This is a genomic window from Serratia sp. JSRIV004, from assembly GCF_019968705.1.
Classification (GTDB): Bacteria; Pseudomonadota; Gammaproteobacteria; order Enterobacterales; family Enterobacteriaceae; genus Chania; species Chania fonticola_B.
The window spans coordinates 5,922,495-5,944,166 of sequence record NZ_CP074140.1 but is presented as its reverse complement, the minus strand read 5'-3'; the positions used below and the strand labels follow the sequence as shown (position 1 = coordinate 5,944,166).

22 protein-coding genes and 3 pseudogenes are annotated in these 21,672 nt (G+C 50.4%); 13 read left to right on the top strand and 12 right to left on the bottom strand.

What is annotated here, in order from left to right; translation table 11 throughout:
* Positions 1-10: 10 nt before the first annotated feature.
* A complete protein-coding gene (gene fdnG, locus KGP21_RS28345; RefSeq protein ID WP_209529702.1) occupies positions 11-3,058 on the bottom strand; it encodes a formate dehydrogenase-N subunit alpha in 3,048 nt (1,015 codons plus the stop codon).
* Positions 3,059-3,523: 465 nt separating this feature from the next.
* On the opposite strand from fdnG, the gene KGP21_RS28340 reads away from it, so the two are divergent.
* Positions 3,524-3,913, top strand: a complete 390-nt coding sequence (locus KGP21_RS28340) for a hypothetical protein (protein ID WP_024482934.1) — start codon at positions 3,524-3,526, stop codon at positions 3,911-3,913.
* A 42-nt stretch (positions 3,914-3,955) separates the two neighbouring features.
* Here KGP21_RS28340 and KGP21_RS28335 read toward each other — a convergent pair whose 3' ends face one another.
* Positions 3,956-4,339: a hypothetical protein gene (locus KGP21_RS28335; protein WP_094981556.1), complete on the bottom strand. Its 384-nt coding sequence runs from the start codon at positions 4,337-4,339 to the stop codon at positions 3,956-3,958.
* Between the two features lie 224 nt (positions 4,340-4,563).
* Here KGP21_RS28335 and KGP21_RS28330 point away from each other — a divergent pair, with 224 nt between their 5' ends.
* The 5 genes from KGP21_RS28330 to KGP21_RS28310 are packed head-to-tail and all read left to right on the top strand — an operon-like array spanning position 4,564 to position 7,635.
* Complete coding sequence (locus KGP21_RS28330) at positions 4,564-4,986, top strand: PPC domain-containing DNA-binding protein (RefSeq protein WP_094981604.1); 423 nt, start codon at positions 4,564-4,566, stop codon at positions 4,984-4,986.
* A gap of 27 nt (positions 4,987-5,013) precedes the next feature.
* Complete coding sequence (locus KGP21_RS28325) at positions 5,014-5,592, top strand: ECF transporter S component (RefSeq protein WP_021807285.1); 579 nt, start codon at positions 5,014-5,016, stop codon at positions 5,590-5,592.
* Positions 5,592-6,302, top strand: coding sequence for an energy-coupling factor transporter transmembrane component T (locus tag KGP21_RS28320; protein ID WP_021807284.1), 711 nt, complete (start codon positions 5,592-5,594; stop codon positions 6,300-6,302). The genes KGP21_RS28325 and KGP21_RS28320 overlap by 1 nt, the downstream gene beginning before the upstream one ends.
* On the top strand, positions 6,287-6,964 hold the full coding sequence (locus tag KGP21_RS28315; RefSeq protein WP_371824833.1) for an energy-coupling factor ABC transporter ATP-binding protein: 678 nt from the start codon (positions 6,287-6,289) through the stop codon (positions 6,962-6,964). Before KGP21_RS28320 ends, KGP21_RS28315 begins: the two co-directional genes overlap by 16 nt.
* Positions 6,958-7,635, top strand: a complete 678-nt coding sequence (locus KGP21_RS28310; protein ID WP_223536711.1) for an ABC transporter ATP-binding protein — start codon at positions 6,958-6,960, stop codon at positions 7,633-7,635. Before KGP21_RS28315 ends, KGP21_RS28310 begins: the two co-directional genes overlap by 7 nt.
* A gap of 117 nt (positions 7,636-7,752) precedes the next feature.
* On the opposite strand, the pseudogene dinD reads toward KGP21_RS28310, so the two are convergent.
* Positions 7,753-8,013 (bottom strand): annotated as a pseudogene (gene dinD, locus KGP21_RS28305) (DNA damage-inducible protein D); the annotation flags it as partial.
* A gap of 208 nt (positions 8,014-8,221) precedes the next feature.
* Positions 8,222-8,393, bottom strand: a pseudogene (locus KGP21_RS29820) (IS3 family transposase); the annotation flags it as partial.
* Between the two features lie 423 nt (positions 8,394-8,816).
* On the opposite strand from KGP21_RS29820, the gene KGP21_RS28295 reads away from it, so the two are divergent.
* Together KGP21_RS28295 and KGP21_RS28290 are read left to right on the top strand one after the other, a co-directional pair.
* Positions 8,817-9,578 (top strand): HipA family kinase, encoded by a 762-nt coding sequence (locus tag KGP21_RS28295; protein WP_223536709.1) that lies wholly within the window; start codon positions 8,817-8,819, stop codon positions 9,576-9,578.
* Positions 9,575-10,447 (top strand): hypothetical protein, encoded by an 873-nt coding sequence (locus tag KGP21_RS28290; RefSeq protein WP_223536707.1) that lies wholly within the window; start codon positions 9,575-9,577, stop codon positions 10,445-10,447. The genes KGP21_RS28295 and KGP21_RS28290 overlap by 4 nt, the downstream gene beginning before the upstream one ends.
* A 389-nt stretch (positions 10,448-10,836) precedes the next feature.
* Here the strand turns inward: KGP21_RS28290 and KGP21_RS28285 are convergent, their stop codons facing one another.
* Positions 10,837-11,001 (bottom strand): DUF4224 domain-containing protein, encoded by a 165-nt coding sequence (locus tag KGP21_RS28285; RefSeq protein ID WP_245398495.1) that lies wholly within the window; start codon positions 10,999-11,001, stop codon positions 10,837-10,839.
* Between the two features lie 175 nt (positions 11,002-11,176).
* Between KGP21_RS28285 and KGP21_RS28280 the strand changes: the two genes are divergently transcribed.
* Together KGP21_RS28280 and KGP21_RS28275 are read left to right on the top strand one after the other, a co-directional pair.
* Entirely contained in the window at positions 11,177-11,671 is a 495-nt protein-coding gene (locus KGP21_RS28280) for a toxin YdaT family protein (protein ID WP_223536705.1), read from the top strand.
* Positions 11,668-11,928 (top strand): excisionase, encoded by a 261-nt coding sequence (locus tag KGP21_RS28275; protein ID WP_223536703.1) that lies wholly within the window; start codon positions 11,668-11,670, stop codon positions 11,926-11,928. Before KGP21_RS28280 ends, KGP21_RS28275 begins: the two co-directional genes overlap by 4 nt.
* A gap of 13 nt (positions 11,929-11,941) precedes the next feature.
* Here the strand turns inward: KGP21_RS28275 and KGP21_RS28270 are convergent, their stop codons facing one another.
* The 3 genes from KGP21_RS28270 to KGP21_RS28260 all read right to left on the bottom strand — a co-directional run bounded on the left by KGP21_RS28270 (position 11,942) and on the right by KGP21_RS28260 (position 14,666).
* Positions 11,942-12,109: a hypothetical protein gene (locus KGP21_RS28270; RefSeq protein ID WP_223536701.1), complete on the bottom strand. Its 168-nt coding sequence runs from the start codon at positions 12,107-12,109 to the stop codon at positions 11,942-11,944.
* Between the two features lie 335 nt (positions 12,110-12,444).
* Entirely contained in the window at positions 12,445-12,813 is a 369-nt protein-coding gene (locus KGP21_RS28265; RefSeq protein WP_223536698.1) for a hypothetical protein, read from the bottom strand.
* A 929-nt stretch (positions 12,814-13,742) separates the two neighbouring features.
* The gene (locus KGP21_RS28260) at positions 13,743-14,666 is read right to left on the bottom strand and encodes an IS5 family transposase (protein ID WP_223536695.1); all 924 of its coding nucleotides are present in this window, start codon (positions 14,664-14,666) and stop codon (positions 13,743-13,745) included.
* A gap of 284 nt (positions 14,667-14,950) precedes the next feature.
* On the opposite strand from KGP21_RS28260, the gene KGP21_RS28255 reads away from it, so the two are divergent.
* From KGP21_RS28255 to KGP21_RS28245, 3 genes are read left to right on the top strand one after another with little or no spacing between them, the layout of a single operon-like run.
* Complete coding sequence (locus tag KGP21_RS28255; RefSeq protein WP_223536693.1) at positions 14,951-15,148, top strand: hypothetical protein; 198 nt, start codon at positions 14,951-14,953, stop codon at positions 15,146-15,148.
* 13 nt (positions 15,149-15,161) lie between these two features.
* Positions 15,162-16,079, top strand: a complete 918-nt coding sequence (locus KGP21_RS28250) for a fimbrial protein (protein WP_223536690.1) — start codon at positions 15,162-15,164, stop codon at positions 16,077-16,079.
* A gap of 21 nt (positions 16,080-16,100) precedes the next feature.
* Positions 16,101-16,373: a hypothetical protein gene (locus tag KGP21_RS28245; RefSeq protein ID WP_223536688.1), complete on the top strand. Its 273-nt coding sequence runs from the start codon at positions 16,101-16,103 to the stop codon at positions 16,371-16,373.
* Positions 16,374-16,526: 153 nt separating this feature from the next.
* Here the strand turns inward: KGP21_RS28245 and KGP21_RS28240 are convergent, their stop codons facing one another.
* The 4 genes and pseudogenes from KGP21_RS28240 to KGP21_RS28225 form a co-directional block, all read right to left on the bottom strand.
* On the bottom strand, positions 16,527-17,930 hold the full coding sequence (locus tag KGP21_RS28240; protein ID WP_223536686.1) for an ISKra4 family transposase: 1,404 nt from the start codon (positions 17,928-17,930) through the stop codon (positions 16,527-16,529).
* Between the two features lie 179 nt (positions 17,931-18,109).
* A pseudogene (locus KGP21_RS28235) lies at positions 18,110-18,645 on the bottom strand (plasmid pRiA4b ORF-3 family protein).
* A gap of 245 nt (positions 18,646-18,890) precedes the next feature.
* Complete coding sequence (locus KGP21_RS28230) at positions 18,891-19,814, bottom strand: IS5 family transposase (RefSeq protein ID WP_223536684.1); 924 nt, start codon at positions 19,812-19,814, stop codon at positions 18,891-18,893.
* Between the two features lie 722 nt (positions 19,815-20,536).
* A complete protein-coding gene (locus tag KGP21_RS28225) occupies positions 20,537-21,661 on the bottom strand; it encodes a hypothetical protein (protein WP_223536683.1) in 1,125 nt (374 codons plus the stop codon).
* Positions 21,662-21,672 lie beyond the last annotated feature (11 nt).

Here is a 21,672-nt window from a genome sequence, read left to right as displayed (position 1 = left end):
ATTCGGCTCCTTACACCTTTTCCACGTTAACCAGAAACGCCTTGTATTCCGGCGTTTGCGAGTTGGCATCGCCGACAAACGGCGTCAGGGTGTTGGCCAGGTAGCCTTTGCGGGCTGCCCCTTCAAAGCCCCAATGCAGTGGAATACCGATGGTGTCGACATCCTGCCCGTTAACCTTCAGGGTTTGCAGACGGCGGGTCACCACGGCTTTCGCCTTGATAAAGCCGCGTTTGCTGCTGACCTTGACGGTATCGCCTTGCTCAATCCCTTTCTCCTTCGCCAGCCGTTCACTGATTTCCACGAACTGTTCCGGCTGCATGATCGCGTTAAGGCGCGCGTGCTTGGTCCAGGTGTGGAAATGCTCGGTCAGACGATAGGTGGTACCGACATAAGGGAACTCGGATTTATCACCCATACGCTTGGCGTCGGACGGATAGAGACGGGCCGCCGGGTTAGAGATCACGTTTGGATGCAGTGGGTTGGTGCCCAACGGCGTTTCAAACGGCTCGTAATGTTCCGGGAACGGCCCTTCGGCCATTTTGTCGAGGGCAAACAGCCTACCAAGCCCTTCCGGTTGCATGATGAACGGCCCAACGCCGCTGCCCGGTGCGGCGGTGTTGTAGTCTGGAATATCATTCCCGACCCACTTGCTGCCGTTCCATTCAATCAGCATGCGTTGCGGATCCCAAGGTTTACCCATTGGGTCAGCGGAGGCGCGGTTGTAGATAATGCGGCGGTTCAGCGGCCATGCCCAGGCCCAGCCCAGCGTGTTGCCCAACCCTGACGGATCGCTGTTATCACGGTTGGCCATCTGGTTGCCCTTGCTGGTCCAACTGCCGGTATAGATCCAACAGGCTGAAGCCGTGCTGCCGTCATCGCGCAGCATCGCGAAGGAATCCAGCAACTGGCCTTTTTTCGCCAGCAGATTGCCGTTGGCGTCATACAGATCTTCCAGCGCGTAGCCGTTGCTGTCTTTGGCCACTTCCTCGGATTCTGGGTGGTCTGGCCGTTCATAGTGCCAGCCCATCTTCAGTAGTGGCTCGACACCTTTACCGCCCTCGCTGCCATACATCTGGCGCAGGCGATGGTACAGGCCGGCCAGGATCTCGCCGTCGGTAATCGCTTCACCTGGGGCATCGCCGCCTTTCCAGTGCCATTGTAGCCAGCGGCCGGAGTTGGCGATCGAGCCGTCTTCCTCGGCAAAGCAGGTAGATGGCAGCCGGAACACTTCGGTTTGGATCGACGCGGTATCGACATCGTTCATCTCGCCGTGGTTTTGCCAGAAATTGGAAGTTTCCGTAACCAACGGGTCTATGATCACCAGATACTTCAGTTTGGCCAGTGAGGCGACCACCTGATTCTTGTCCGGGAAGGAGGCGACCGGGTTAAAGCCCTGGCAGATATAGCCGTTGACCTTATTCTGATCCATCATCTGGAAGTACTTCATGACGTCGTAGGACTGATCCCACTTCGGCAACCAATCAAAGCCCCAGTTATTCTCTTTCTGGGCAGCGTCGCCGTAGAAGCTCTTCATCAGGCTGACGAAGAATTTCGGGTAATTGCTCCAGTAGTTAACCTGGCCAGGCAAGGTGGCCTTTGGCGTATTGGCGGCCAGATAGGTAGTCAGATCGGTCTGTTTATCCGAAGGCAGCGTCAGGTACCCCGGCAGGCTGGTGGACAGCATGCCAATATCGGTCAACCCCTGAATGTTGGAGTGACCGCGCAGGGCGTTGATGCCGCCGCCAGCCATGCCCATGTTGCCGAGCAGCAACTGGATCATCGCCATGGTACGGATGTTCTGCGCGCCGACCGTGTGCTGGGTCCAGCCCAAGGCGTACAGGAAGGTGGTGGTACGGTCTGCTGCGCTGGTGGAAGCCAGGACTTCACACACCTTCAGGAAATCTTCCTTTGGGGTGCCGCAGATGTTTTCCACCACTTCAGGCGTGTAGCGGCTGACGTGTGCTTTCAGCAGGTTCCAGACGCAACGCGGATGCTGGAGCGTATCATCACGCAAGGCATAACCATCTTCACCGAACTGGTAGTTCCAGGTGGTTTTGTCGTACTGACGTTTGTTGTCGTCATAACCGCTGAACAAGCCATCTTCAAACGTAAAGTCATCCCGGACCAACAGGTTGGCGTTGGTGTAATGCTTCACGTATTCAGCGTTGATCTTGTTGTTGGAAATCAGGTACAGCAACACGCCCGACAGGAAGGTAATGTCGGTGCCGGAGCGTATCGGCGCGTAGATATCGGCGACCGATGCGGTACGGGTAAAGCGGGGATCGACGACGATTAACGTGGCGTCGTTGTTGTTTTTGGCTTCCATCGCCCAGCGGAATCCCACCGGATGCGCTTCAGCGGCGTTGCCGCCCATCACCATCACAACGTTGGCGTTTTTGATATCAACCCAGTGGTTGGTCATCGCACCGCGACCAAATGTTGGAGCAAGACTTGCTACCGTTGGTCCGTGTCAGACACGCGCTTGGTTATCAACTGCCAGCATGCCCAGCGATCGGACAAACTTTTGTGTCAGCATGCCGGTTTCGTTACTGGCCGCAGAGGCGCATAACATCCCGGTAGAGAGCCAACGGTTTACCGTCACGCCAGCGGCGTTGGTGGCTTCGAAGTTGGCATCCCGGTCATTTTTCATCAGCCTGGCAATGCGGTCAAAGGCCTCATTCCAGCTGATGCGCTGCCATTTATCTGAACCAGGCGCGCGATACTCTGGGTAACGCAGGCGGCTATCACTGTGGATATAGTCCAGCAGGCCAGCGCCTTTCGGGCACAGCGCCCCGCGGTTTACCGGGTGATCCGCGTCGCCTTCGATATGGAAAATCGTCGATTTGGCGTTTTTTGCCCCATCGCCCAGGCTATACATCAATAAACCGCAGCCTACGGAACAGTAGGTACAGGTGTTGCGGGTTTCTTTGGCGCGCAATAATTTGTAGTTGCGCGTTTCCGCTAACGCAGCCTTGGGCGCGAAGCCTAATGCTGCCACCGTGGTCCCAGCCATCCCGCCAGCGCAGATTTTAAAAAACTGTCTGCGATTGACGTCCATTGCTTTCCCTAATGCTTATCAGTGGTTTTTTAGTCATGGCAAACTAACAGCAATAACCCAAGCGTTATTGAGGGAAATCAACATAAGGGAGAGTTAGCGGGAAAATACTCCTTAATAAGTAGCCAGCGGTGCGGTGAGTAATCCTTAATTTATCGCGTTCGGTATAAATCGGGTAAGTGGTTAATTTACCTTATTAATTTCAAGTGAAAACTATCTGTAAATATTGAAGATAAACCTGTTTCACCGATTGCCGGGAGAATTATCGACGGCATTGAGTTTCCCATTTCCGAATGGGTATTTTTTTAAGTGGTTATTTTCTTGCAAGAAATAGAGTTAATTTGGAATTTGCTTCGCAAAGTTAATACGCATTCCGATCGAATCGTTGAATAGTTCGTTTTATGAGCAACAATAGGCAGGGAACTAGCCGCGAGAATGACGGTTAGATTTTTAAGGACGGAAACCATGATGCAGACCTACCTGACGTTGCGTGCGTTGGCGAGGGGGATTAACCCAGAAACGGGGGAGTTTTTGAATCATACCTCGCTGGTTCATTCCCCAGAGACGATCCGGATGCTGTTTGCCCTGGCGGATGAGTTTTACGCCGAGCGAGAACGGGTGAAAAAGGCAAAGTTATCACCCGAGGAGCGGCGGCAGAAAAATATTGCCGAGGGTCGGCCTGCCAACTTCAATTTCCCCTGGTCGGAAGAAGACAGGAAGCTATTGGAGGAAGGCTACAGCGCTGGTAAAACGATAGAGGCGTTAAGCGTGGAGTTTGGGCGCTCACTGCGCGGCATTGCGGTTCAGCTTGAAAAAATGGAGCTGATCACCGAAGAGCAGGCCGCCGCTTATAACTGATCGGGTTAAGCCTCCCTTCAGGAGGCCACTTGTCAGCAAGCTTCAATCCACAGGCGAGGTGGGTAGGCGAACGATGTCCTGATTGTCGTTCCCCATCCAATAAACGCCTTCTTTTGCCCAGAATGGGCCTTCGACAAAGTCGAGCAGGTCGGAATACTCTTCGTAGAGCAGCTTGCCGTTGCGGTCATAAACCCGCATGTAGCCGGAGTAATGCCCGCCATCGCCAGGCATGGTGAAACGCGGAATAAACTCGAAGGTTTTATAATTGCGCACCACATACTGTTTGTTGGGGCTCCACTCTTCGTATCGCAGTGTCCCTTGTTTCCACCACAGGAAGCTGCCAACAATGGCCGCCACCAGGATCGCTAGCGCTACCCAGCGCTTACGCTCGCGTACCAGAGTTTCTTGGCTTTTTATTTTTGGCATCAGTGTTCTTTCAGACCCATTCCAATTTCGCTTTTGGCCAGCATACCAGTACCGCCGCTTTTACTGACCTATGTCACATACATAGGCCGTATCAATCTCTATCATGCTGCATAACGTCCGAGGTTCGGAGTTATTTGGAGTCACATCCCTCATGCAGCATCCTACCTTCCCGACGCCATTTCCCTCTTTTCCGTATCACCCAACCCACTGGGGTAAAGGATCTTATCGTGGAGACATCAACGCCGTCTACGGCTCGGTTTTATGCCTTGCGTCTGTTACCGCAACAAGACTTGCTGGCTGCACTTCGTGATTTTATCCGGCAGCAGGATTTGCGTGCCGCCTGGATCAGTGGTTGCGTCGGCAGCTTGAGTGACGTGGCGTTGCGCTATGCCAGCTGTGAAGGCACCACGTTATTGACCGGAAAATTTGAAGTGGTCTCACTGATTGGCACGTTGGAGGCCGGAGGCGAACATCTGCATCTGGCCGTGGCCGATGAGCATGGCCATATGACCGGCGGCCATGTGATGGCAGGCTGCACCGTGCGCACCACGCTCGAATTGGTGATTGGGGAATTGAACGATGTCGTATTTAACCGACAACCTTGCGCGCTTTCGGGCTATGACGAATTAAACGTCGAGCAACGCTAATTTTCCTACTAGTTGAGTGAGGTTGTTATGGCACGTAATGGGTTATCGAGTCAGACGTTGGTGTTGATGGTGATTTCAATTGCTATCAACATGATTGGCGGGCAGTTGGTATCGATGCTGAAGCTGCCTATTTTCCTCGATTCTATCGGTACCTTGCTGAGTGCAATTCTCGCCGGGCCGATTATCGGCATGTTGACCGGTTTATTGACCAACCTGATCTGGGGCCTGCTCACCGGCCCGATTGCGGCCGCATTCGCGCCGGTGGCGATGGTGATTGGTTTGGTCGCTGGCTTATTGGCTAGCATCGGTTGGTTCCGGACGTTACCGAAAGTGATCCTGAGTGGCGTAGTGATCACCTTGGCCGTGACGATTGTTGCCGTACCGATCCGAACCTATCTGTTCGCCGGGGTCACTGGCAGTGGCGCAGACTTCTTTGTCGCCTATGTGCATTCAATGGGTAGCAATCTGATCGAATCCGTCGCAATGACTGTGTTGGGGATCAACTTGATAGATAAAGTGCTGGTTGCCATCATCGTCTGGCTATTGGTGCGTAATATGTCGCAGCGAACCTTGCGTAATTTCCCCGCAATGGCTGCCGTGCGTTAATGCACCCGTTCACCTCGCTGGCTCTTTGGCTGGTACTGGGTACCAGCAGCTTGCTGATGCCGTTTGGTTATCCGTTGCTAGCCTATAGCCTGGCGAGCTTTCTATTGCTGATCCTGATGAAAAGTACCCGGCATCGCTGGCGCTATGTGGCGTGGATCATGTTACCCATGGCGGGTGGCTTATGGCTGGTGCATAGCGGTTGGCTGGCATGGTGGCTACGGGGGGAGGCGCGTGATGATAGCGAAATGCTCAACGCTGCCGCGCTCTGGCTACGCTTGTTGGCGTTGCTAAGTTTTGGGCAAATCTGGCTGCAATACGTGCCGCCGCAGCATGTTATTCGCGCTCTGTTTGCCAGCCGTTTGCCGCTCGGGTTGGCCTACCTGCTGGCAGGGCCGCTGTTGGTTGCTGAACAGCTGCGAGCGCAACTGGCCGCGATTTACCAGGCACAGCTGGCGCGAGGCGTGCCGCTAGACGGCTATTGGTATCAACGATTGCGCTACATTCCGGCATTGGTTATCCCGTTAACCCACAGTGCGTTGAATGATTTAACCGCGCGCAGCACGGCGCTGGATATGCGTGCTTTTCGGCTGCATCCCAGACGCACAACGCTATGGGCACCGAGCGACAGCCCGCTGCAACGTAGCGTGCGCTATGGCTTGCTGTTGGTGGCGGCATTGGAAATAGGAGCCTGGCTGTGGTTGTGGCACTGAATGCGCTGAGCTTTATTCCTCAAGGTAGTCGCTGGCAGTTGGAAAGCATCGATCTACATTGCGAGGTTCCAGGTTTATATGGCATTAGCGGTGGGAATGGCAGCGGAAAAACCACGCTTGCCCAGCTGTTGGCAGGCTGTTTCCCCGACTTCTTACCCGGCACAATACAGGGTTCAGGAGTGGTCCTCGGTGAGGAAATAGGTTCGCGTCCGCTGGTTGAAATGGCGCAGCAGGTGCAGCTCATTCAACAGGCACCCCAACTGCAACTTTCCGGTTGTACTTTCACGGTCGAAGAGGAGATCGCCTTCGGGCCGGAGAATCTGTGCCTGGATGAAGCCGAGATAATGGCGCGTATCGAACAGGCGCTGATGTTCACCGATTGCCACGCCTTACGCCATCGTCATCCAGCTACGCTCTCTGGCGGTGAGGCACAACGGGTGGTGATGGCCTGTGCGCTGGCGATGCGCCCACGGCTACTATTGTTGGATGAAGCCTTTAGCCGCCTGACACCTGAAGCTACCGCCAAGCTGTTACAACAGCTGGTTACTTACGCTAATCAGCAGCAGTGCGTGGTTTTGCTCTTTGAGCGGTCACTCACCAAGGTTGCCGCTTATTGCCTGCAAACCTGGGCGCTGGAGCAAGGCAGGCTTTCATTATGCTAACGATTGAATCGCTGGAATATCAGTGGCCAGGCGTGAGCGAACCCATCATTAACGGTTTGGATTTGACCATTGAGGCGGGGGAATGGGTGGCCTTGATCGGGGATAACGGTGCCGGGAAATCCACGTTATTACGCCTGATGGCCGGGTTGCTAAAACCGACCGGCGGCAAGGTTCTCTTGCAGGGTCAAAATATTGCCACCCTTAAAGCGGCACAGCGTGCGCCGTTGCTGGGAGTATTATTTCAGGAAGCAGAACGGCAGATATTTCGTAACCGGGTACGCGATGAGATCGCTTTTGGTTTACGCCATCAGGGTGTACGCGGCGATAGTCTGGAGCAGCGTGTTAATCAAACGCTGGCGCTTTGTGAGCTAACGGATGTAGCGGATGCTCACCCATTGGATTTACATGCCGGTCAGCGGCGTATGGTAGCCGTTGCCAGCCTCGCTGCCGTTGCACCACCTCTGCTGCTGTTGGACGAACCCAGCCGTGACTTTGATAGCTATTGGTTAGGAGTATTTGCCCGTTGGTTAGCGGTTTGCCGTTCGCAAGGCACCACCGTGCTGGCCATTAGCCATGATTATGTTTTTGTTAAAACGCACTTTCCGCGTGTGATCCGTTTGGCTGATGGGGTTATTGCGGAGGATGGCGATGCGGGTCGGATAGTGGGCTAGCCTTAAGGCGAACCATTACGAGGATATCCTCGCAATGGCTTAGGCACAGGTTACTGATGATAAGCTTTGCCCTATTCGTGTCGTAGGGGCTAAGCAAAAATGCGCCCGTTAAGTGGTCTATTTCTTATCCAGGCGTTTCGCTGCTGATTCGAGTTGCTTGATGCTTTTTTCCGGCGTAGGGAGATTTTCCGGCATGGTTCCAACTAGTTCTTCAATAGTTTGTCGTACTTTCCTACCTACATCGAAATGGGTCTGATTTGCCTGTTGTTTTGATTTTACCTGGTCGCGGCGCAGTTTTTCTTCCGCTTGGGTTGCTCGGAACAGATTGGCAGCAAGCTCAGTAGAACCCATATGGTCGAGGATTTTTTGGCTCTGTTTTTGCGTGAGGACTTGCCTGGCCGTTTTTTTATGACACTGATCCCATAGTCATTTTTCAGCATTTTAACGACAGCATCAAGGAACTCCGCTTTCTGGGTGACCAGCTCAAGCTGTTCTTCAAGTTCCCTGCTCCTTTGCTCAGGAGTTAAAGGGGCAGGCGGTTGGCTCATGGGCAACTCCCGGCTGGAGAGATGGGGAAGACCTGGAGCCCAGTTAAGATGGCCATGCTTGCGCAACCAGGTCAGAACGGTGGAACGTCCCTGAATACCATAGCGCAGTTGAGCCTGCTTGTAGGTCATTTCGCCTTTTTCAACCTGCTCAACAACAGCAATTTTAAAAGACAAAGGATAGTCACGTTGTGTGCGTTTAAACTCGGCCATTATCACGTTATCCGGATTTAAGTCGAAAACGTGTCAACGCTATTCAGGACGGGTCAATCACTACAAAAATGCCCGTTAATGTGCGGGCTCTAAGGTTTTTAGCTATCCAGTGGTAGCGACTGAATTTATTCATTGAGTATCGGCATCTAAGCCTTGCTGTGATTGGGTTTGTGATAATGCGATTTTTGATTGTGTACACCCATGTGTACACGGTAAAACGGAGTGCTCTGCGTGATTGTTTGCTTTTTGCTCACAGTTGTAGTGTCGTGCAAGTTGCACTGTCCTGTACACCAGTCAAACAGGCTGACTTAATCAGCCAACAGGCTCCGAAAGTAGAACATTAAGTACTGATCAAATTTCAGGGCTATACAATTTAAAGAACCCATGTAATCTCTCGACATAGAGAAAAAATATTGGTGGGCTATGGAAAGTATAGAGGTAGCAACTCTTCTGCCAGGAGCAAAAAAGTTCCATGAAAGCAATATAAATCAAACATGGAAAGGGCATGTTAAAACTAACACTGATACAGTTGTTGTATTTGCAAAACTGATTCCACCAAGAGAAATTTGTATAGAGGCATATTGCGCTCTTTTAGGCCAGGCGTTGGGTATACCCATTCCTAAACCTTTCCTCATTTTAGCCGATAGCAGTAGCCTTGATGTGCTATCGCCAGGACATCATGCTCTGATGTTCGGATCGGAAGATGCGGCTTATCCTAGCTTTCGTAGATACGCACAATGTAAAGAAGCAATGGAGAAACTTGAGGCGTTCAAGTCATCCTTGGATGTGGGGGTTTTCGATGAGTGGATTGCTAACCATGACCGAAATTTAGGTAACATGTTGTATGACGGTGGGGAAGATTTTTTCTTCATAGATCATGGCCTTGCCATCCCAAATGATCTTTTACCTACCATGCCTGCGTCGGATAACAACATTCTTAGAGTTTTATACTCCTTGAAGACAGAAATAGAGAAGTTTCGTGTGCTAAGAGCAGCATCTCAGAATATTACGCCTGTATGCCATTCGCTGAACCTTCTATCAATCATGGACTCAACGTTGGCTGAGAAATACATACCTAGTGCTGAAATCAACGGTATCTTATCCTTCCTTAGTCGTAGGTTGCCAGTGTTAGAAAGTCTGATAAGATCTCGCATAGGCATCAAACAAACGGACATGTTCTTATGATCATTGACCATACATTATTCCCGAGCAAGCCATCTTATGGCGGTAGATGGTGGTCAATATCTTTTGAGCCAATCGTTGGTTCAGGGGAGCGAATTAATGTGATCATTGTTGCGAAAGGAGAAGATACAAAAGTACGTATAATCCAATCGATTAGAGATGAAATTCTCGATGCTATTTATGGTATAAAATCAGATGGTATTAAAGATATGATTCAATGGGTTAGGTGTTCATTGCAATCCCATATCGATAGTAATTCTTCCTTGGATACGTGGATTTCACCTGTTGGAGGTTTTCACATATCGATGGAGGCTAATGCTCTTGACGATAGCTTAACAGGAGTTCTGCGACAGGCTGTTCGTTTGACTGCGAGTCTAGGTACGTTGAGTTTGGAAGCTGAACGAAACGACGAAGACGATAGACCAAATGAGAAACAATCAGAACAATGGGCCACACGTATTTCGGATGAGACAAAGTTTATAAACCCTAAACTGGCGGATTATTTTGGCGCTCGAGTTCAACTATCATCGGTTAATGTTCATACAAAATTTGGATTTATGAATGATATGTACGCATCTAATTTTGGCCTTATGGTTCCGAGTCGGTTGTCAAGTTCATTAAACTCCATAAAGGCAAAGGTGTATGATCTGGAGTCGTTATCTCGATCTTCTATGGTCCTCAAACCGCAGCGATTCGATATTATAGTTGGCATTCCATCTTTTGATGATCCTACTATTCCACCCAAAACTGTATTGAAAATGAAAGGTTATTTAGAGGAAATGACGGACTTAGCCCTATCAGAAGGTATAGAGTTTTTTGCCGTAGAGAATGCAAAACAAGCTGCGCTGAGAGTTATTAAACAAGCCGCGTAAAATTTTCAAAATAATTAGTTCGTTATGATACAAGGAAGCAAATTAAGTCAATCGTAGTTGATCCGCAGTTTTTATATCATTTAAAATTTTACTATTCCTCATCATGGTAGTAGTCTGTGTTATGCACTTCTATGGCTATTGATATTTCCGCACGGCATTTTCATTAACAGGTATTCACGGCCATCAAGCATTAGGGCGGGGTAAATTTTTCCCTGCGTATTTTTTAGGTGCTATGCTTTATCCATAGTTGTTGGCGTTCGAGGCGATCTTACTGGTGGATGCAAGATTGAAATTGAATAGAAGGGCAAACCTAAGATTTTAATGACATCAACCTGACCTATTTTTTCTTCCCGGTATGGGTTCATCCATGGCCACCCAGTTAGGCTCAACTATAGTTTTTTCTCTGGCTTGGGATGTCGTGTACTGAGAGGGTGATTCAGGTTGTACCAAGTTGTTCTTGGTTGGCCATCCATGTGCTTTACAAAAGGGATGCCATTATCCAGAAAAATTTGGCATTGGTTACTGGGATAGTGTGCGCCAGTGATCTCTATCATTTCTTCCTCAGTTATAAGCATCATGCTTTGATCGCGTTTTTCCATTCTGTGCCAGTCTCTTATCCTGCGTAGTTGTTCGATATTTAAACGGCCATTTGATAGATGATCACCGATAGGGAATGGCAATCTGATTAAGCCTAATCAGGTTTTCAACTCGCGACAGGAGACACTACCTATGAGAAACATAGAAAAATTGAGGAAAGAAAGGCAAAAAATAGAAAAGCTGAAAAGTGAGGTTATTGGCTGGGCTGCTACGTGCGGACAGCAACATGTGGCGATTGAGATCTCACGTATGTGGCTAAGCTCTAGTGCTAAACCGCGAAAGGTGAGGTTGTACCCGATCGAGAACAAATTCGGAGAAGTGGATTTGCGAGCAATCAACGTCAATAAGCAGGCTATCTTTCGTTGGTTACGTAGTGATTCCATTGCTGCAAGTGTGAAAGTACAGGAGTTGGCTAAAGCATTGACCGAAGCCTTACCAGCTGAGCGTAGAGCGCGCCTCGAAGGCAAGACAGTAAATTACCTGATATCAATGTTACTGCGCGACACATCAAACATGATAACGGCCATTTTGCTGGAAGATCGTAGCATCACCCAACATGTATTAAGAGTCCAAAATGCCCTACATGCACTACAGCATCAATTATCGAAAGAAGGACATATGAAATGAAACTCCTAACCTTGGAAGAATGGATTAAAACAATTTACTCCAGTGATTATCCTTCGTTACAAACATTACAGCGCTGGGCAAGAAACGGGAATATCTATCCGCCACCTGAGAAACACGGTAAGCAATATCGTGTCAGGGAGGATGCCATTTACATCGATCCTCTTAATTACTCTCCGTCATACTATAAGAGTAAGCTCCTCCAGTTCATCGATAAAACCACGAGTGTAACTCCGGTTTCAATAAATAAAAAACGGTAAATATTATAGCTTTTTAACGGTGCGCTGGTTTCTTCGGATACGAATAACTGCTATTGATTACCTCACGCGCCGTTATCTGGTAGCCGTTGTGATAACCAGCCGCGCCGGTCACCGTTAACCGCTCTCCCCGGTGGTGGATCATCACTTCCAGCGCCAACATGTCAAACCCGATTACCTGCATCGGGTACGGGTTCTGACTCTACCAGCACTGTGGCGGCCGCTATAACTCGGCTCGTCTGTGTCTTTATGCGCCTGGGTGCTTTGGTGATTGTGCCTGTGATCGTTGCGGTAGGTTGCGTGGTCTTTTTACGTTGATTATTTCGCATTAGTGCCACCTCTCAGAGTTTTTTATTATCAGCCCGTCGTGGCCATGGTCATTTTACCGGATAAAATTTCGGTGTGGGGCAAGATCCACGCATCAAGGTTCGCACTAAAAACACCACGGTTTCGGTGCGAACCTCAGTGCGAACCAACCAGGCGCTTAAGGTCATATGCGCAGCTGGTGGCAGAACCTCACTATTTCTTACCACCTGAGCGCCTGGTCGCTTTCGCAAGGCGTAGTTTTGACCGTACCGCCTCCAGCTCAATACTGAACATGCGCCGGGTATGCTGCCACATGATGCCGTCCAACAGCATCAGTTCGCGCCATGCCTCAGTGTGGGGGTGTGGCTCAATGCGTAACAATTCCCCCGCACGCTCGGCAATGACCAGGTTATTACCCCGGAGGGATACCAACGGGGGTAAGTTCTCGGCGCCGGCCAAAGTAAAGAATGCCTGCCTACTCCGTTCGCCATGCTTCACGGCGTTGGTGTTACCCAATGGGGCGCCTGCACCTGCACGCTTTCCACCCCAGCCCGATCTTGATTGTTGGTTCGATTTTTTCATTTTTCGCACCGCTTCCAGCGGCTTTGTCTAATTTTACCCTGGATGGCGTGAATGCCTGCGTTTTCCGTCGGTCCATTTTGGTCGGATTTTAAAATACTTGCGCTTTCTTGCGGTTCGCCCGTCCGCTTCTTATCATCCGGATCATGGTCGACATCAGAGCTGGTGCGGTTCCGACCGTCCGACCGTTTTTCGTTTCCGACCGTTTTTTCCGACCGTCCATAATGGTCGGGGTTTCCGCTGCGGCTGTTCCGTTTCGTATCTGGCGGTGAATCGTTCGGCCTTGGTGCGTACTTTTCGCCATAGCCAGCAGTGAAGGGGCCTCGCTTGGTACGCACTCCATTTTTTGCGTACCGTCTTTGCGTACCTGCGTACCGTTATTGCGTACCACTTTGCGTACCGCTCAACCTCCCATCGAGGGGGTTAAAAACCACAACAGACAGAGCAACCGGTAATCACCTGCCCGCAAAGCCGCATTCCACCGTTTGAAAGGGCTTTTTTTCCCTGATATTTCGCTATATATAAGCGTAAACATGTCGGTTCAGTCGGTTCAGTTGGTTCAATTTGTAAAGACGGTTGTTTTTAAATAAGTTTTTTTCCAAAAGTGAACCGACAACACCCCATTTTGAACCAACAAACGGGGTTTTCGTGTTGGTTCAGTGCCGATCACCCTGCAGCGTACATCACGGCGATCACCTTAACATTTCTGTACATCCGGCTTGCGCAGCCTTGTGGTGGAGCTTACGGGGCATTACAGGCGCGGTGCTGGCTTCTTCCACTGGTAGGCCGGTGCGTGCGTTGTGGTGGGGTGGCGTTCCTTGGCGGCCACTGGTGCCGCTACCCTGGCGCGAATCTCTAACAGGTCTTTACCGTCCAGGGGCTTTGTTGATTAAATCGGATTTAGATAAAAGCGCCTCCCGTCACTGACTTCCTCAGGCAATCCGCACACTTTCTGGCATCCCTGCACGCGTCATTTTGTTTAAGGCACGGATCATGGCCATAGCCTCACCAACCTGCGCATCGTAGTCACGCAGCGTCAGGTGACCACCGAACAGTTGTTTAACCCGGTTCATTGCCGTTTCGGCCACCGACCGCCGGTTATAAGTCGTGTTCCATTTCCAGTAAGCATTGCTCCCGGTAAGTCTCTGCCTGGCCACCGCCTGATTTCTGTCTGCATACTCCGCCGGCCAGTAACCCGCCCGGGTTCGCGGCGGGATAAGCGCCTTGATTTTTTTTCGCCGCAGCTCGTCATGGCAACGTTTTGTGTCATAAGCACCATCGGCAGAAGCGACCTTAACTTTCCGGTGGGTCTGACGAATAAGTCCTGGGAATGCCTCTGCGTCAGTCACATTATTCAGGGACAGGTCAGCGCAGATAACCTCATGAGTACCGGCGTCCACCGCCAGGTGAAGTTTCCGCCAGACGCGGCGCTTTTCCTGACCGTGTTTTTTCACCTTCCACTCCCCTTCACCGAAGACTTTTAATCCGGTGGAGTCGATAACCAGATGGGCAATTTCGCCGCGCGTGGGGGGTTTAAACGGGATGTTGACGGACTTAGCCCGCCTGCTGACGCAGGAGTGATCCGGGCACCTGAGCGGGAGTTTCATCAGGGTAAAAATGGAGTCAATAAATCCCTGTGCGGCGCGCAGCGTGAGGCGAAAAACGCGTTTGAGCATCAGTACGGTAGAAATAGCGAGCTCAGAATAACGTTGAGGACGACCACGTGAAGACGTGTTGGGCTTGTCATACCAGGCCTGAATGGCCGACTCATCAAGCCAGAAAGTCAGTGAGCCCCGATGGATGAGTGCCTTGTTGTAGGTAGCCCAGTTGGTGATTTTGAACTTTTGTTTTGCCACGTGATATCGCTGCAGGATGAGGAGTGTGGTGATCTGATCCTGACGACGGCCAAAAGTTCGATTTATTCAACAAAGCCCGATCGATCCTAACGATCAATAAATGGTTATTGATCTATGAAACCAATTGGATATGAAATCTGTAATCGTTCAAAATACATATCATTGGGCCAGTGACCGGGTTACTGCCAGTTTAAATGCGATGTTCCGGCTTACTCCAACGGACAGAGGATAGTTGAAAATGCAGACTGTTTTCCCTATACAAAGACGAAGGATTTGTTGAGCCAGTGGGTCACTTTGTTGCATTGCAACTAGCCGATAGCGGCGGGGTAAATCTGCCCAACGGCAGTACCAAAGTCGTGGCGGTGAAAGACGCATCGCTGGTCGCCAGCCTGGTTTTGCAGGTGAGGGCCATCACGCCCAGCGGCAATGTGACGCAGGGATCGATTCAATCCCTGATCAACGTGGTTTACACTTATTCCTGATGATGAAGAACATATGAAAGACTTAATCCGCATATTTCTGAAATATCTGGGTGCAGCTGCGCTCTTGATTGGCTATTCATCCAGTGCTCATGCCTTTACTTGCCAAACGGCTGCCGGGGCGACCATCCCTGTCGGTGGCGGAAGCGCCAACGTGTTTGTTGATTTGACTCCGCAGATCGGGGTGGGCCAAAACCTGATCGTTGATTTGTCCCGTCAGATATCCTGCCAAAATGATCGTCCAGATACGCGAATAGACTACGCTTCTCTGCAAAGAGGCTCGGCCTATGGTGGTATACTGACAGGTTTCACCGGTAGCTTTGTGTATGACGGTACTTCTTACCCATTCCCGACAACCTCTGAAACCAAGTCCGTTGTCTATAGAACCAACACTATGACGCCATGGCCCGCCGCGCTTTATCTCAAGCTTATCAGTACCGCAGGTGGCGTGGCGATAACCAGTGGTTCTTTGATTGCGGTGTTAAATATGCATCAAACCAATAACGTAGGAAATTCGTATGCGTATATTTGGAATATATATGCCCGCAATAGCGTGGTGATCCCTACCGGTGGCTGTGATGTCTCTTCCCGCGATGTCACCGTGAATCTGCCAGATTATCCGGGAACGGTGTCGATACCGTTGACGGTACGTTGTGCCCAGAACCAAAACCTGGCCTATTACCTGACCGGGCCAACCACGGATGCCGCATCCACGATTTTTGCCAATACCGCCTCTGCGCCGGTGGCTCAGGGGATTGGCATTCAGATTGCCAACCGCAATGGCGTTATTCCAACCAACAGGAACGTCGCGCTGGGTACCGTCGGCAGTTCTTCAGTCAGTTTAGGTTTGACCGCCAACTATGCGCGCACTACCGGTCAGGTAGTGGCGGGTAATGTCAATGCCGTGGTGGGTGTGACCTTTTTGTATCCTTGAATATGCTTTTGAACGAGGCGTATGACTGCACTGTTGTGCGACTTTTTCCTGTCAGTCTGGCTGCTTCACTTATTGATACGAGAGCATGAAAAAGTGTGGGGCAATCACCGAATGAGTCTTTTGCATATTCTGGCTCAACGTGAACACTCATTCTGGGGGAACGTGAACGCGTATTCCGGCGGAAAATACCACGATTTTGCACCATGGCCAGAATCCCTGTTCATTTTACCAGAATCGGTGTTCACCCGACCGGAATTGCCGTTCACACCGCCAGAATTATTCTTAACGCATTGATTTTTACTGCTATATCTCTTTCTTTCATTCCAGGGAAAGAGATATGCCAAACAAGAGAATCGTCATGCGTAAAATCCATGAAATTTTAAGGCTGCGTTTTGAAGTCGGCCTGTCCTTCCACGAGAGCATGAAAAAGCTTGGGGCAGTCGTAATCTACGCTGCCATCGCTGATACCTTTCCATCACTTTGTTCGCCTATTGAGAACCCCGTATACCAGCAGGCGAATTTATCCTGCAGCTCATTGTTCAGAACAGCGATCCGGGTCTGTAACAAATAATGCGCACCTTTTCTGCTCCACTGCATCTGCTGTTTTTTGGCCATTCGTCTGGCGATCACTTCATTGATCGTTGATTCCACAAACGACGTTGAAACAGGTTCTCCGTACCGGTGCATTTCACCGTAGTTTGGGATCATCATCTTATTGTTCAGGATGTAGGTATACATTTCATCCAGTTGTTTTTGAAGGGATTTAAGGTTTGTATAGCTGAGTTCAGGGTCATCGCAGTACATGCTGCACTCATCAATATGTTCCAGTGCGGCGGCAACATTACCATGCCAGAGGTATCGTTTAGTGCTTTCCAGAAGCGCCAAAACCTTACTGCCCGTCTCCGGATCTGATGCTTGCAGCCCCTTTGCATATTGCATTAACACAGTCAACCGCATCGTAATATGAAACCAGTCAAGCACATGAGTTGACTCAGGATACATACCGAACTGCAGTTCCCTCAGGTTATCCGCACCATCGGATAAAAAGAATATCTGCTGGTTGGCCTGCATTCCCTGGGCGGAGAGGTGTGCCATTAGTCTGCGTTCCGGATGACAGTCGTCATTCTGGACAAAACCAAAGCGGCGCGTGTCTGCCGGCGAACCGACTGAAAAGGATTTGCCGGCAATAATTTCAAAATTACGCTTTTTTTCGTCCCGATCCCGAACATAACCCCCATCAATACCCACCACAAACGGTTTACCCGGTCTGGGCAGGTTCCCCCAGTCGCGGGGGCAACCGGAAAGAAAGCCAGAATTCGCTTCTGCCTCTGCATCAAGGCGCTGCGCCACCTGACATAAGTGATTCCTCACCGTTGAGGCATTCAGGCTGTCTCCCACTGGCAGAATATCTTTCAGCAGACGGGTTGTCATTTCATACGAGATCATTGAGGCCCAGCGGGTTTCTATATATTTCAGGGCAGGATGAGTGTGATCGCCCGCCCAGTCACTGAGAAGGCTGACGGTCTTAGTTGCACTTTCTTCGCAGCGGCATCGGTACACCCGGAGCCCCGATACGGGAATAATACCAAACAGTGTCCGGTACTGTATTTTCTGCCGACCTTTGATTCTACGCGCTGCAAGGCAGTGAGGACACTGGATATGCTGGTGAGTATATTCATCCGCCTGCTGCTGAACCATTGACTGCTGGACGGTGTTCAGCAAGCTCTTCGACTCTGAAAGCGATAATCCGATATCATTTCGGGCATCTCCTGACTTCTGTAACGTCATCAGTTCTTCCGTTCGACTCACGCCTGACTCATCGGTTATAACTATCTGGAGCGTCAATTTCATCGTTGCCTCCTGCGGTGGTGGGATTATCTACTGGTTACTGGTTTTTCATCTGGTTGCGAAGTTTATAATATATTGAAATACCAAGGCTTACGTGGTCGCAGGCGATCCTGAGTCTGACACCTCTGGGCCTGAGCGCGCCAAGTTCCTGAATTAGAGAAGTATACCTTTATAGATATCCGTCAGCGGCGGCGACCCAACCAGATCACTTCAGGTTCCAGTGCTGGCGCCGCCAGGTCGAGTTTGCTCAATTGCCTGTTGATTTTATTGCGATTGAACCGAACAGCATCCAGGTCGTCAACAAATGCCCGGATATCACCGACCGTTGCTGCATCATCCGCATTAACGATGGCCTCCAGAAACGCCAGCGTCTTATCAGCTTCATCCTCGGGGGTTGGCCATGACCGCTTGTACAAAATGGTGTTTTCAGCGTTGAGTCTTCATGAATGGCCTCAACCCGAACGTCATGAAGCCAGTGCTCAAAGAAGTTGTATTCGTAGGTAAAGCGATCGCCGATATCAAAACTAAAATCATCAATCACGGTCTGGAACGGGTTATCCGGAAAGCCAATGCCACCGTCGTAAGAGATACCGTAATCTTTGCCGTAAATATGAAACTGATGGAGGTAATCATCACCCCAGCCCTGCACGATCTGGAAAATGGAGTGAAGTGCGGCCAGCGACGTATCAGCAGCGATCCTTAGCCGGCGCCAGACCATGGGACTGACTCCACGAACAGCGATTTTGATGACGTAGATCTTCATAGCCAGGTAACAGGTATTGTTATGAAATGATGTTGGTTATTCTAGCCCCAGCAGGCGATACATTCGGTGACTGCCCCACACTTTTTCATGCTCTCTATGATAAAAACAGCTTTTTGTCGTGGAGATCCCTGATTCGCGGACAGAACGGCTTTGTTGATTAAATCGGATTTAGATAAAAGCGCCTCCCGTCACTGACTTCCTCAGGCAATCCGCACACTTTCTGGCATCCCTGCACGCGTCATTTTGTTTAAGGCACGGATCATGGCCATAGCCTCACCAACCTGTGCATCGTAGTCACGCAGCGTCAGGTGACCACCGAACAGTTGTTTAACACGGTACATTGCCGTTTCGGCCACCGACCGCCGGTTATAAGTCGTGTTCCATTTCCAGTAAACATTGCTCCCGGTAAGCCTCTGCCTGGCCACCGCCTGATTTCTGTCTGCATACTCCGCCGGCCAGTAACCCGCCCGGGTTCGCGGCGGGATAAGCGCCTTGATTTTTTTTCGCCGCAGCTCGTCATGGCAACGTTTTGTGTCATAAGCGCCATCGGCAGAAGCGACCTTAACTTTCCGGTGGGTCTGACGAATAAGTCCTGGGAATGCCTCTGCGTCAGTCACATTATTCAGGGACAGGTCAGCGCAGATAACCTCATGAGTACCGGCGTCCACCGCCAGGTGAAGTTTCCGCCAGACGCGGCGCTTTTCCTGACCGTTTTTTTTCACCTTCCACTCCCCTTCACCGAAGACTTTTAATCCGGTGGAGTCGATAACCAGATGGGCAATTTCGCCGCGCGTGGGGGGGTTAAACGGGATGTTGACGGACTTAGCCCGCCTGCTGACGCAGGAGTGATCCGGGCACCTGAGCGGGAGTTTCATCAGGGTAAAAATGGAGTCAATAAATCCCTGTGCGGCGCGCAGCGTGAGGCGAAAAACGCGTTTGAGCATCAGTACGGTAGAAATAGCGAGCTCAGAATAACGTTGAGGACGACCACGTGAAGACGTGTTGGGCTTGTCATACCAGGCCTGAATGGCCGACTCATCAAGCCAGAAAGTCAGTGAGCCCCGATGGATGAGTGCCTTGTTGTAGGTAGCCCAGTTGGTGATTTTGAACTTTTGTTTTGCCACGTGATATCGCTGCAGGATGAGGAGTGTGGTGATCTGATCCTGACTACGGCCAAAAGTTCGATTTATTCAACAAAGCCCCGTCCAGGGTGAAGCTTTGCAGGCGGGCGGGAGGCTTGAACGTCTATATTTGTCGCTATGGCGGGACCGTCCGAACCTTATCAAAGCTTATCACTTGGAGGGGAATGGAGAATCGTTTGGACGTTATGATTCGTTAGGATCCATGCGCAGCCGTGCGCAATAACCACGAAACACCGCGATTAACCGCGCTGAAAAACCCGAAAACTTGCGCTTTCTTGCGGTTCGGTCTCCCCCGAATTCGGAGTTACAGACACGGCAGCATCAGGCGTGCCGGGCTTTTTTGCTTGTTTTGCGAATTCCCGAATTCGGAGTTTAATTCGCTTTTTTTTGCGAATTCGGAGTGCGCAAAAATGCGAAATACTTGGGCTTTCTTGGGGTATCACGTGCGCAATTCGCAGTTTTTTCAGGTTCACGACTGGACTTTGAAATCTTACAATCTATTGATAATAATTAATTTTCACCAATCTGCGCAGTGAATTGCGCAATTACCGAATTCGCAGTTTTTTCCCGAATGCGCAATTCGCAGTTTTTCCCGAATGCGAAATTCGCGATTTGCGCACTTACGCACGCCTGCCGGCAGAAAATGGCAAAAGAAAAACCCGCGCTGGTGGCGGGCTTCTGGAAGTGTCAGGATCGTGGAATGGTTACATCCCTCTGGATGAGTATACCCTCGCCATGCCAGCCCAATGAGAGAACAATATTTCTTCAACCAGAGCCGAGTGTCGAAGCGTCCCCTCACTTGCACCATAGAACCATGCCCTATCGGAAATTGATTTATCTCTTGCGGCTGCTCCCCATTCCTTGATGCCCTGGGCTATCCCTTCCACACAGGCATTATTCACCGCCTTTGACTCAGTGTAAGCCCCGACCTCATAACATCCACGAATGCTTATGCGTATGCTTCTAATGAAATCATCAACATCGAAGTAACCTGTAGGGTATATTTTTCTTCCCTCCAAATAATAACCCATACCAGCGGTTAACCTCCCTGATCCATCAACGGACTGCTTTCTTGTGAACTTAAGCTGGTCAAGCTGTTGCTTTATAAGTTTTTCACTGGCCGAGGGGGTGCTACCGAAATCAGGATAAAAACGCATTGATGTTAAGCTAGCCTCGATCTCCGCTCTGCGCTTATCCTGCTCCGCGCTAATGCGCTCATTCTCCCGCACCACTTTGTCTATGCGCTCACGTTCGGCCTGATCATATTTATTCTTTATCTCTGGTGCTTTATCAGCGAATTTACTAAGTGATAGTTTAAAGTCGCTTTCACTGACATCAGCAAGGCCCATGCTCCAGCGGTCACCTTTAAAATCAGAGTAAACCGCCTCTACAGTTTTTTTGTCAGAAACACGCACGGCCAAATTAGACATGAAAAGTAGTGACTGGGTAGAGGTTTCACTCAAACCGTACCCATCACGCGCAAGCCCCTTCACCACACCGTTCTTACCTTCACCATACTCATGGTAAGCTGCGTAAAATACCGGGATGAGCTCTGGCTTAGCATTAACGGTTTCGATGAGCTTGCTCGGCGTGCATGCTGAATCACCCCAGTCTATCAACGATGTGCCATGAGACTTGGACGCTTGGCAGTCGTCGTTAGAGAGAGCCACCAGCGCCGCCCATCCAGGGCGATTTTTATACCCCTCGCTTTTCTTTAAATGGAGTGCGGCCAGGGTGTTTTCTGGGGCGATCTTTCCGTTTGAACACCCTGCGGTTATCACAGTGGCAAAGATAAAAATAGACAGCTTAATGATTTTGAGTGGCGGCATTTTTATTTCCA